Genomic DNA, 12663 nt, shown 5'->3' with positions numbered 1-12663 from the left:
CTGATCAATATAAAAACAGCAGCCATTGGTAATCTGGCTAAGGCTGCTAAGCTGGTTTCTTATAGATGAGAGAAATAAATCATTCCGATTCCGGAGGCACGTATGGTTATGGCCGTCCGCGCTGCGGGTTTACTCTCATCGAGATGCTCGTGGTTATAGTTGTTATCTCTCTTCTTATGAGTATATTGCTTCCTGTGTTAAATTCCGCGAGATCGTCCGCCAGAAAAGCTGTCTGCATATCAAACCTCAGTCAGACGGGCAAGGCTATTCACATGTATTCAATGGATTATAACGGCAGTATCCCTCTGGGGCCCAAAGCTCCGCCATTTTTATCACCGGCGGATTTTTATCCGTCAACCGGAACGCCTACCAGCCTGATTTCGCTAAGGGACGGCCGGCCGGTAGGTCTGGGGCTGCTTTTGTCCCGTTATTTATCCACACAGTCTAAGGTTGTTTTCTGTCCGGCTTCGGATCAGTCCGTTTCAGCCGAGGCCGAGCTGGAAAAAGTCGGCACCTCGCAGTCTCAATGCAGTTATTATTATCGACACGCATCCACGACACGCCTGTTTGACAGTGCCGCAGACCCTGCGCCGATTCGTGTGCCGCTTTCCAGTTTGGGGAAGAACCGAAACAATCGCCCTGTTCGTGCCCTGGTAATGGATACGCAGTTTCTGTGTCCTGAGAGTCTGGCCGCTTTTAATGTCAGGCCGCGAACACATCACAGACTGCAAATAGTCAACATTTTGTTTGCAGAGGGCCATGTAAGTTCAAGCAGTAATGCAGACAGCAGATTCACTGTTGATCTCACTGATTTTTCTGAAGTACGTAATGCATTCAGCAAAATACTTGCAGTCTTAGAAGAGGCCGATGAGGAATAGGATATTGCCCGCCCTGTGCGTTTTTTAGACAATAATAACAAAAGCATGGCAAGTTCTCTTATCTGTCTTGCAATAAAACTGTGCTTACGGCTCAAATTAGCAGGTGTTATTGCTTGAACAAGCATCCGGAAAAGGTTATAATCTAAAACGGAATTTCAAGGATTAGAGTGAATTTTTCTAAAGGATTGTAACTCATGCAGCTGCAAATGATTGACTGGGTCAGTATTTTTGGTTTCTTTCTGTTGTCATTGATTGTCGGCGTTTTGGTTTCCCGGAAAGCCGGCAAAAGTGCCTCAAGTTTTTTCCTTTCCGGCCGTAATATGCCCTGGTGGCTGCTGGGAGTTTCTATGGTGGCAACCACTTTTTCCACCGATACACCCAACCTTGTAACCGATATAGTCCGGCAAAACGGCGTGTCGGGCAACTGGGCGTGGTGGGCTTTTTTGCTTACCGGAATGCTGACGGTTTTCGTATATGCCAAGCTCTGGAGAAGGTCGGGAGTGATGACAGATGTCGAGTTTTATGAACTCCGTTACAGCGGCAGGACAGCCGCCTTTCTCCGCGGCTTTCGGGCAATCTATCTGGGCATTTTTTTCAATGTGGTCATAATGGCTACGGTAACACTTGCCGCGATAAAAATCGGTGCTGTAATGCTCAATCTCTCGCCTTTTGAGACCGTAACTATCGCCGCGGTTGTTACTGTCTCCTATAGTATGCTCGGGGGCCTGACCGGTGTTTTAATCACAGATTTTTTCCAGTTCGGAATCGCTATGTTTGGTGCTGTCATGGCGGCAAAGCACGCTCTCGGACACCAGGCTGTCGGCAGTCTGTCCAACCTGATAACAAATCCCGAAATCACCGACAAGCTGAGCATCCTGCCGGATTTTTCCGATACAGGCCTTCTGGTTTCGGTCTTTATAATCCCGCTTGCGGTCCAGTGGTGGAGCGTCTGGTATCCCGGAGCCGAGCCCGGCGGCGGCGGATATCTCGTGCAGAGAATGCTTTCGGCAAAGAATGAAAAACACGCCGTCTGGGCAACACTCTTTTTTAACATTGCCCACTACGCCCTGCGTCCGTGGCCGTGGATAATAGTTGCCCTGTCTTCTCTGCTGGTATTTCCGGATCTTCAGTCGCTGCGGGATGCATTTCCCAATGTAAACCCTTCGGTAGTGCGCAATGACATGGCGTATCCGGCGATGCTGACCTTTTTACCCGCCGGCCTTTTGGGGCTTGTCCTGGCATCGCTGATTGCCGCGTACATGTCCACGATATCGACTCACCTCAACCTGGGCTCATCATACATTGTAAATGACTTCTACCGCAGGTTCATAAACCCAAACGCCACAGAAAAACAGCTCGTCCGTATGGGGCGTATCTGCACGCTGCTGCTTATGATAGCCGCGTGTGCGCTGGCGCCGCTTCTGGAAAACGCAAAACAGGCCTTCGATCTGCTCCTGCAGATTGGTGCCGGCACAGGTTTGCTGTTTATACTTCGGTGGTTCTGGTGGCGGATCAACGCTCTGAGTGAAATAACCGCTATGGCGGTTTCATTTTTGATAGCCTGTTATTTTACATTCATACACTCACATACCCCGCTGCCGCAATTAGAGAGCTGGCAGAGGCTTGTAACAGGTGTAGCTCTGACAACCGCTTCATGGCTTATCGTAACATTCTTGACCCGGCCGAGCGAAAAAGAAACACTAAGGTCGTTTTACCGACTTGTAAAACCCGGCGGCCCCGGCTGGCGGGCAGTCGTTGAAAACGCCCGCGCAGAGAACCAGCCCGTTGATACAGACGATAAGGGATGGGATCTGCCCGTCGGTATTTTGTGTATGTTCTTCGGCTGCACCACCACTTACGGAGCTTTGTTTGCAACGGGATACTGGATCTACGGTAACTACACGCCGGCAGTGATCCTCACTCTGGTTTCTGCCGCGGCGGCCGTACTGCTCATAAACGCCTGGAAAAGACTGCGGATAAACGCTTAACCGAATAACCGGCGGCAATTACAGTGCACTATATGATTTCTGTCCTGGTTAATAATGAAAGGCAGCGAATAAATTTTTTACTCGCTAATTTGCAGCTTTACAGCGGATTTTCATTTATTTTGAGATAATCAAATCCAGCAAAATAGCCGGCTGAATCGGGGTTCTTGTTTTTAACTTTGATTTTCATGGTATTATTGCCCTTGTTGAAGTGCATTTTTTCAAGCCGTATAATCTGGGTTTTTATTCCGGTGGTTACATAGCAGTCCGCTTGTGTGAGTTTGTCACCGTTAAAATAAATCTCCACTATGCCGTAATCAGCGGCCTTGGTGAGCTGTATCTCGCCGCTGTAACTGCCCGATACATTAGATAAGATGTCCATGTCCAGCCATTGACCCGGTTCTGTGAACCTGATCCAGAGATGCGCGTCGCCGGAGAAGTCAACGCCCAGCCCCTCATCGCTTTGCAGGCTGTAAGCAAGGCTCTCAGAGGTAGATGTAACTTTCATGCCCTCGGCTTCCTGGAATGGTATAAACGGCTGGGAGGCATCGGGTATCCGTCTGAGCAGTTGGAGCCCGATAAAGTCGATTCCGATCTCGCCGCCCTTACCCTTGAAAGTTATCGTGTGCTCACCGGAAAACAGCGTTACCGGTTCCGGCCGCAGCACACGTGAGCTAACGGTGGAGTCGAGGAACAGGTTGACCTGCTCTTTGCCGTCCATGATCAGTGTTTTAGACTCAACCGAGGCTGTAAGAGTCCCTGAATACCGGCTGTGTTTTGCGGCGATATAAATCCTGTACTCACCGGCTTTTTCTACGCTGAACCTGAGCTTCAGGGCGTCATCTTCCGTTTTCGGGTTGAAACAGACAAGCTCGCCGCCTGCCCATAGCGGATCGGATTCTATTGTAATATCCCCGCCTTTTGCAGCGGCAATATGTTCGGCCTGGAGAAACTCCGTATTGCTGAAATTGAATCTTGCTTCAGGTTTCCAGGGTTTTATAACCGGCCTCACGGTATCCGCCGGCGTTATGGAAATATGGTCATCTACAATGTCATTTCCGTAAAAATAGCTCTGCCGGGCGTATGAAATCCCCTCAGTGCGTTCGTGCGTGAGTAATTCAATGTAGAAGAAGATATTATTATTGAACGGTATATCATCGAAGATATGCCATCTTATATTGTTGGTGAAACCCCTGTTGCCCGGCCCGTCAACACGCGGCTGGGCGGCGTAGGCATATTCAAACAGCTGGGTCGAACACCAGGAATAATTGAAATAATCTTCGCTTCCTGTGCCGAAAATGGAAGGCAGGCGGTCATCATCAACAAAGACCTTTTCGTCGCCCTCGCCCCACCAACAGCCGCCAAAACCCGGGATTGGATTGGGATTATTGACTACCACAGAGGTTCCGACATATCTGCCCCTGCCCCGTGCGCACAGGAACGGCAGATCTCTCAAACTCGGATCGTTACTGATCAAATCATGGTCAACACGCCATCTGGCGTAGAAATGCTGCATGTCCGAATCCCACTCTATATCCTTTAACAGCAGGCCGCCGGTGATCTCTACGTCGCGGCTGCCGAGATTATGGATATAAATCTTTGCGCTGCTTTCAAAGGGCATCGGCAGGCGGCAGGTCATCGTCCCGTCGCCGTCAACGGTAAAGGGCAGGGAGTCATACGGCACAATCCCCGGTCCCGAGCCGAAAAAATCACCCACAGGAGACTGCACCTGCGGTATGACATAATCATCAAATCTTATATAGAGCAGGGTGTTTCTGAGAGATTCGTAAGTGTCTGTAGAATCCAGCTTTAATGTTAGCTTTTCAATCATGCCGCCGCCTTTGGCTTCCCAGATAAGTTTATTTGTTCCGGGTTCTGCGGTTTCGCTGAAGCTCTCGGCTTTGTCTGAATCATATTTATAATTTTGCGATGGTGATCTGAGCACCGCGGCAGTTTTTTCAATCAGATCGAGGTTTGTTTTTATGTCATCCGGTTTAAAGCTCTCAACTTTTGTCCCCGGCCCGTAAAGCCTCGCCTGGAGATGATAGAAATGCATATCTTTGGTATTGCCGGTATAGACCACGCGGCAGCTGCGGGCGAATGGAATGGGGAAATATACCGCGTCTCTTTGCTCAAACGTACCTTTGAAAAGAGCCTCGTCAATACCGTTTTTGCGTGCATACCAGCTCGCTGTGTTATGGAAGAAATCCAGACCCTTGCCGTCAAAAACCGGCTCGTCACTGCCGTCTATATACATCTCCACCTGGCCTTTAACGGCGCTGTCAGCGGCCCAGAACCTCACCAGTGCGCCGGGGCCCTTGATGTCGCAGACCAGATACTGGCCGATGCCGTCCTTATCCGGCTCTCTGATAACTGCCTCGAAGCCCGGTATCGGCTCACCGCCGAAACCGTCCGAATTTTCGTACCAGCCGGGGCCGTTGGGAGTATCGGACCGCCTGTCATAAGATGAATACTGGACTGTTTTGTAGTTCGCGGTAGAAAAATCCGCCAGCCTGTCAAGGTCGGTCATTTCTTCAACCAAACTGCTAAAGTTAACCTGAGCAAGAAGTGAGCCGCTCAGGGTCAGCACAATTAACATCAAAATACATCTTTTACAGGTCATGGCAATTCCCTTTCGAATGTGCTCGTTAAAGAACCAGAGAGACATAAAACCGGTTCTCGTTTTTCAAATTTTCATACCCTGCTAATTATAATGCGATAAAAAGCCGATTCAAGGGGAAACTCTAAGTTACTCCCGTTATTTGACGCGGCAGCGAGAGAAGATGGCAGAAGAGTGTTTTGTTTAGCTATGTTGCGATCTAATGTTTTACCGTATAAGCCGCCGGTAGAGACGCAAGTTTTGTTGTAAAAATTAGTTGAGAGATATGTCCAAAATACCACTATGAAAAAACGCAGATCTGATGTTCGAAGGCCCAGCGATTTAATTTGACAAACTATTTATTACATGATAAAGTTAAGCACAACAACAAAACAAGATATTTCAAAGGATGACTTTGTGTTGAAACTCTATATAAAATATTTATTTGCAATGACTTATAAGGTAAAAGCGTCAAGCTCCTCTCATGTCCCCAAAGGTTCTAAGAAGAAACCGAATCAACACTGTTACTTGTAATATAAAAAATAACAACAGGCAATTCTTAATGAATACAATTTACAGTCTAATAAGAAGTAAAACAGAAACATGGGTGAAATTAGAGAAGGAGAATAACCAATCTCTTATAAACAATACACTTAGACACATCGGAGAAGCCGGACGGCTTCGCCCGCCGCAGCGGGAGGCTATTGAAACCTATTTGTGGATAAAGTTTGCCGGTAATAACAAAAGACTCTCAGATATGGTCAGGGAAGGTATTCTCTATGACGACGTAACCGCTCAGGAGTACGACTATTATTATACATTCAAAGGGAATTACGTTACGCAGTTCCTCAATCAGTTTTTTCAGGACAATAAACTAAAGGCTCTGAACAAGAAACTGGTTAATGACCCTGAAGGCATATACTGGGACAATCTGCTTGATGAATTATTACACAATTTTGATTATTCAAATTATCTTTTCAGCCTGCCAATGGGAGCAGGTAAAACTTATTTGATGGCGTGCTTTATTTATCTGGATTTATATTTTGCCAGTCTTTTTAAAAACGACAGGAGGTTCGCACACAATTTTGTTGTATTCGCTCCTCAGGCTTCAAAAACGGCGATTCTTCCATCACTTAGAACTATAAAAGAGTTTAACCCCGAATGGATACTACCGAAAGAGGAAGCGGATAAACTAAAGCAGGTTATTACCATCGAAATACTGGACAGCCTGAGCTCAAAAAGAAAGGATAAACTGCACGGCAATAATCCCAACCTTGAAAAAGTAAACAGAATAAAACAATCGAAAGATTTCGGAACGGTTTTTATAACCAACGCCGAAAAGGTCGTTCTTGAAAGATACGATGAAGAAGACCAGATTTACGTTGACCCCAAAAACATGTACTATGATGAGAAAAAGGCATCTGAGTTAAAGAAAACCAACGAATTACGCGAAGCCCTCTCACAGGTTCCCAACCTGACGGTTATTCTCGATGAAGTTCACCATTCCTACGGCTCTACCGGTAACGGGGAAAAGAAATTACGGCAGGCCGTAGGCGTACTAAACCAACACGGCAACGTTAATTCAGTAATAGGTTTATCGGGCACGCCCTATGTAAAAACAAAAATTGAAATAGAAGGCAAAAATATCACCCTCAACCAGATACAGGATATTGTTTATAACTACCCGCTCAATATCGGCATTGGCAAGTTTCTAAAAAAGCCTGATATACGAAAAGTAAGCGTAAAGGAAAGCAGATTCATAGAACAGGCACTAACAGATTTCTTTTCAGATTATGATGTCGAGTATGAAAACGGCACGAAAAGCAAAGCTGCCTTTTACTGCCCGTCAATAAAGAAACTTAATGAAGATATTTTACCAATAGTCCAAAACTGGTACCAGAAACACCGCAAAGGCAGAGAGGATGAGATTTTCAGATACTATTCGGGAGTGGACAAGAAAAACAAGCAGTACCAGCTGCCAAAAGAAAATCTTGCAATCTTCAATAATCTTGATAAGCCGTATTCAAAGAAAAGGATCATACTTCTTGTGGCTGTGGGTACAGAGGGCTGGGACTGCCGCAGCCTTACATCGGTCGTTCTTCCGCGTCAGAAAACCACAAAGAATTTCGTTCTACAGACTACCTGCCGCTGCCTGAGGGAAGTAACAGACGCGTCTAATGAAAATGCCCTGATTTACCTGTCATCAGATAACTATGAAACTCTTGACAAGGAACTCAGAGCAAATTACCAGCTCTCCATAACCGACCTCTCAGAGAAAAAAGAGCAAAGCATAGACGTGCAGGTCAGAAAGCCAAAACTGGGCAGGTTGAAATACAAACAGATTGAAACCAAATACAGGATAGTTAAGAAGAGCTCGCCGGAAATAAAAAAGGAATTAGTGGCCTTTCGCTTTGCCGGTATTAAAAAGTCATTCGATTACGACAAAAGCATATTATCGGGCAGGATAGGTACCAGCGGTCTTACAGGAGAGGTTGCAGTTGCGGATGTCAGGGCAGAGGCGACTGCACTTTTCTCATTCGATGATTTTATGTATAACCTGTCTTTGTGCACCTACGGTCTGTTTTCACAAAAGGACCTGCTTGAGGACTATGCTGATACTTTAAGAGCCATACACGACAGTATTGAAAAGGAAATGGAGTGGCTTATATTAAATCCAAATCTTGATATAAGCGGTATAAACAGAATGATAGCATCTTCATTTATGGACAGGGTTGAATACACAAAGGAAGTGATCGAACAGGAAACAGAGATTGAACTTCTCGAATGGCAAGGCAGCAATAAAGAAATCAGCCTTGTGTCCCCTGATGGCAAGGTTTATAAAATAATGCCCAGAATACCCGAGCGGGATTTACTCGGTAAAAGAGGCTATGCGAATGATCCGAAAAATATAGAGGAAGATTTCTTCGGTGATGAAAACAACTGCGACCCGCAGGATATCAGCTATAATTATGTACCTTATAAAATGGACAGTGAATTTGAACAGAACGCACTGGCTGAAATGCTCAAATTAAGCGAGCTCAAAGACCTTGAGGTCTATTTTAACGGCTACAAAGACGAGCGGCTGCAGTCCTTCTGGATACAGACGCCCAGGGGCAGATACACCCCCGATTTTCTGATTCTGCGGAGAAAAGAGAACAGGAAATACAAAAAAGGGCAGACGATACCCATAGAAAAGGCGCTGATCATTGAAACAAAGGGAGAGCCCTACTACAACGATGAGTTCAAGGCCAAGGAAAAGTTTGTAGAGCAGGAGTTTTTAAAATACAATAAACATTTCAAATACCACTGCTTTGTGGATAAGGGAAAGAACGATTTTACCAGACACCTTGATACATTCAAGAAACTATTAGAGGATTTTTAGATATGAAAACACCGAGACAGTACAATATCACACCGGCAAAGGGCCAGGCTCTGCTGAATTTTCAGGGCCGGCGGTTTCCCGATAAGATCGATGTGTTTGAAACAGAGCTGATCGAAGAGGTCAGAAGCCCTAAATTGAAAAAGCAGGAACTTTTCGACAAGGAAACCGATTTAAACGCCGATTTTACAAACCTCCTGATACAGGGAGACTGCCTCTCAGCCTGTGCCTATCTCAAACAGCAGAATATAAGGGTTGACCTTGTGTATATTGACCCGCCCTTTGCCAGCGGGGCAAACTACGCAAAGAAAATATACCTGAGAAACGGCGGCGAATCAGTAGAAGCCGATGATAACACTATCGGCGAGGAAGTCATGTACGGCGATATATGGCAGAAAGAAGATTATTTGAACTGGCTGTATGAAAGACTGCTGGCGATTAAAGATGTAATGAACGAAACGGGGAGTATCTATGTCCACCTTGACTGGCATATTGGACATTATGTAAAAATATTATTGGATGAAGTTTTTGGGGAGGAGAGCTTCGTTAGTGATATTGTTTGGAGAAAATTAACTGCAGCTAAGTCACAGAGTGATTTCTTTAGTAATGTTAAAGATTCAATTTTCTTTTATAAGTGTGGTGAAGAAACTGTATTTAATCCGGTATATATACAAGGTAATTCAGACGACTCCAACTACCCATATATAGAAGAGAATACTGGACGTAAGTATGGGTCATTTGATTTTAGCCAATCTGGACAAGGCCCTACTCGAAAATTTGGGGAAAAACTGCTAGCCCCCCCTGCTGGAAAACATTGGATTTGGTCACAGGATAAAATAAATACCGGTATTAAAGAAGGAAGAATAATATTTACAAAAAACGGAATTCCTCGTGTTAAAAGATATTTAGACGAAAAAGAAGGTAATTATTTAGGAGATTTATGGATTGATGACGAGGTTAAACCATTATCAGCAAATTCGTCAGAAAGGGAAAACTATAACACACAAAAGCCAGCAGCTTTACTTGAAAGAGTTATTCGAGCATCATCAGACAAAGGATTGATAGTCGCCGATTTTTTCTCCGGCTCCGGTACAACCGCCAAAGTCGCCAATGATCTTAACAGAAAATTCATTGCCTGTGATATCGGGATAAACGCCGTTCAGACAACCCGGGACCGGCTTGTGAAGGCTGGAGCGAGTTTTGATATTCTCAAAATCAAAGACGGCCTGCGTCTTTTTCGCAACCCCGCCCAGACAACGGCAAAGATATTCGGGATTATTGACGGGTTTAAATCCCGCGCCGATTTAGACCTGAACGAGTTCTGGGACGGCGGTATCGCACAGGCAAAGGGGACATATACGCCTGTCAAGTTTTCCGGTATTCACGACAAGCTCACGAGAGAGCTGCTTGATGTTTACCTTGAGGAAATCTATAAACTTGAAGATGTAACAAACAAGGCAAATGAAATCATTATCATCTATGCCCATAAAGACCTGGAAGTGAATCAGGAATACCTGAACAAACAGCTCAATAAAACCGCTAAAACAGAGCTGAAGGTAAAACTTGTTTCACTTGACGAACTACTCGGTGAAAAACGAGACGCCCTGTTTACGCCGGATAATGCCATTGTAAAGGTAACAAAGCAGGGCGGCAAATATAAGGTTGAGATCAAAAACTTTTTCAGCTCGTACCTGAAAAACAAGATTGATGAATTCAACGCAAAAAAGACGAAAAAGGGAACCCTGCAGCAGGATTTGTCAAAGGCTGTAAAACTCAGCAGCAGCGGCCTTGAGCTGATAGAGTCTGTACAGTTTGATACGACACTGGGCAAGGTCTGGAAGAGTAATCCTGACTTGGAAGACAAGGCCGGCATTAAGGAAAAGATAAAAGGCGTTTATGCGCTTGATACAGATAAATTCCGGTTAAAAATCCGCAATATAGCAGGTGATGAAACGATAATCGATTCAAAACAGCTATAATTACCTTTTAATGATACAGATAAACGGCAAAACATCGATTGAGGAGAGCGAGCTTCGGTTTGCTTACAGCCGCAGCAGCGGGCCCGGCGGTCAGAACGTCAACAAGCTCAATACACGTGTGGAGCTGTTCTTCGATGTTGCCGCCTCCGCGAGCCTGGGCGATGCTCAGAAACGGCAGATACGCGGCAGACTCGCCAACCGGATTGACAAGGACGGTGTCTTGCGGATAGTTTCCCAGCGGTACCGCACACAGAAGGGCAACCAGATCGACGCGGTCGAGAAATTCCGCGAGTTGATACGCTCGGCATTAGTGAGGCAGCGCCGCCGGATTCCAACGAAAGTGCCGCGGAGAGCCAAAGAAAAACGGCTTAAACGAAAAAATATCAAAAGCGAAAAGAAACAACTTCGCCGCGATGTTATTGAATAAAAGGCTATTATTTCTGGAGGTTATAATGAGTAAGCGCGAAACGGCATCGCTTGTGATCAAGCTGATGGGAGTATTTGTTCTGATAAGGAGTATTCCTAATATGGGGGCAGCTATCAGCTACATGATGTATGATCATCAATTTCAAGACGATTCGGGCATCAATATTATGCTTATCCGCGTCCTTGCGGCTGCGGCAGGGATACTGATTCCGCTTGTGTTCAGCCTTGCGGTGATAAAACTCAGCGACCGTATCGCCGGTTGGCTGGTCAAAGAGGACGCGGTTATGCCTGCCGGGCCTGCTCTCAGCAGCGATAACGTAATGAGAGTCGTGATATCCTGCATGGGGGTTTACTTTATTGTCCTGACGCTTCCACTGCTATTAAGTTATGCCGGCAGCGCAATCACCTCGGCACTTGGCAGCGGCAGGGGCCCGGAAGGGTACACCAGAATGTTCGGCGGCGGCCTGAATCGGGTATTACCCTCAGTCATACAGCTTCTGCTGGGAATATGGTTATTCGCCGGCTCACGGGGTATCGTAAAATTCTGGAATAAAATAAGAAAATAAAGGAGAGTTATAATGTACAAAAATCTCATATTGTTGGTTGTATTTTTGCCTGGGGTTTCCTTTGTATTCAGCGCAGAGAGCAGCAAAAACCAAGAGCAGTACAATTTTGAAGCCGACATACTTTACAGAACCGCGGCAGAAGCGGACAAGGATGATTACATTCAACAGCGCTGCAGGCTTGATATCTATTATCCCACAAAAATAAAGGATTATCCAACAGTAGTCTGGTTTCACGGCGGCGGCATAACCGGCGGCAATAAATCTGTTCCGGAAAAACTCAAAGGCCGCGGCATGGCGGTAGTCGCCGCGAATTACAGGCTCTCGCCGAAGGTGAAATCGCCGGTGTATGTGGAAGATGCCGCGGCGGCAGTCGCCTGGACATTCAAAGCGATAGAGAAATACGGCGGCAGCAGGGATAAGATTTATGTCTCGGGCCATTCTGCCGGCGGGTACCTGGCAAGCATGGTCGGCATGGATAAAAGCTACCTCAAAAAATACGGTATTGATGCCGATGACATCGCTGCCTTGCTTCCCTTCAGCGGCCATACAATCACCCATTTCACCGTGCGAGGAGAACGCGGGATCCCTGGCACCCGGCCGATAATCGACGAGATGGCGCCGCTGTATCTTGTACGCCCCGATTCGCCGCCGCTGGTGCTGATCACCGGCGACCGTGAGCTGGAGCTGCTGGGCAGGTACGAGGAAAACGCGTACATGATGCGTATGATGAAAGTCGCCGGCCACAAGGAGACTATCCTTTACGAACTGCAGGGCAGCGACCACGGCCAGATGGTCAGTCCGGCTTATGAGATACTGCTCAGATACATCAGCTCAAGAGAGAAGTAACTCAC

At 46.3% G+C, this 12663-nt stretch carries 8 protein-coding genes; 7 read left to right on the top strand and 1 reads right to left on the bottom strand.

Translation table 11 applies throughout. From position 1 onward, the window contains the following. The first annotated feature begins 65 nt into the window (after nucleotides 1–65). Both SMSP2_RS10945 and SMSP2_RS10940 read left to right on the top strand, forming a co-directional pair. Nucleotides 66–878, top strand: coding sequence for a type II secretion system protein (locus SMSP2_RS10945; protein WP_146684010.1), 813 nt, complete (start codon nucleotides 66–68; stop codon nucleotides 876–878). A 194-nt stretch (nucleotides 879–1072) separates the two neighbouring features. Continuing rightward, complete coding sequence (locus tag SMSP2_RS10940) at nucleotides 1073–2866, top strand: sodium:solute symporter family protein (protein ID WP_146684008.1); 1794 nt, start codon at nucleotides 1073–1075, stop codon at nucleotides 2864–2866. Nucleotides 2867–2963: 97 nt separating this feature from the next. Here the strand turns inward: SMSP2_RS10940 and SMSP2_RS10935 are convergent, their stop codons facing one another. Next, nucleotides 2964–5486, bottom strand: a complete 2523-nt coding sequence (locus SMSP2_RS10935) for a DUF2961 domain-containing protein (RefSeq protein ID WP_186804691.1) — start codon at nucleotides 5484–5486, stop codon at nucleotides 2964–2966. Nucleotides 5487–6069: 583 nt separating this feature from the next. Here SMSP2_RS10935 and SMSP2_RS10930 point away from each other — a divergent pair. Genes SMSP2_RS10930 through SMSP2_RS10910 form a run of 5 tightly spaced genes read left to right on the top strand, consistent with a single transcriptional unit; the run spans nucleotide 6070 to nucleotide 12658 of the window. Next, nucleotides 6070–8844, top strand: coding sequence for a DEAD/DEAH box helicase family protein (locus tag SMSP2_RS10930; protein WP_186804690.1), 2775 nt, complete (start codon nucleotides 6070–6072; stop codon nucleotides 8842–8844). 2 nt (nucleotides 8845–8846) lie between these two features. Continuing rightward, nucleotides 8847–10820, top strand: a complete 1974-nt coding sequence (locus tag SMSP2_RS10925) for a site-specific DNA-methyltransferase (RefSeq protein WP_146684002.1) — start codon at nucleotides 8847–8849, stop codon at nucleotides 10818–10820. Nucleotides 10821–10830: 10 nt separating this feature from the next. After that, nucleotides 10831–11247 (top strand): alternative ribosome rescue aminoacyl-tRNA hydrolase ArfB, encoded by a 417-nt coding sequence (gene arfB / locus SMSP2_RS10920; protein ID WP_146684001.1) that lies wholly within the window; start codon nucleotides 10831–10833, stop codon nucleotides 11245–11247. A 25-nt stretch (nucleotides 11248–11272) separates the two neighbouring features. Continuing rightward, complete coding sequence (locus SMSP2_RS10915) at nucleotides 11273–11812, top strand: hypothetical protein (RefSeq protein ID WP_146683999.1); 540 nt, start codon at nucleotides 11273–11275, stop codon at nucleotides 11810–11812. 12 nt (nucleotides 11813–11824) lie between these two features. Beyond that, entirely contained in the window at nucleotides 11825–12658 is an 834-nt protein-coding gene (locus tag SMSP2_RS10910) for an alpha/beta hydrolase (RefSeq protein ID WP_146683997.1), read from the top strand. The last annotated feature ends 5 nt before the right edge of the window (nucleotides 12659–12663 follow it).

This window comes from Limihaloglobus sulfuriphilus (assembly GCF_001999965.1).
Lineage (GTDB): Bacteria > Planctomycetota > Phycisphaerae > Sedimentisphaerales > Sedimentisphaeraceae > Limihaloglobus > Limihaloglobus sulfuriphilus.
Note: the sequence above shows the minus strand (reverse complement) of the source record. Positions and strands in the feature narration are given on the sequence as shown.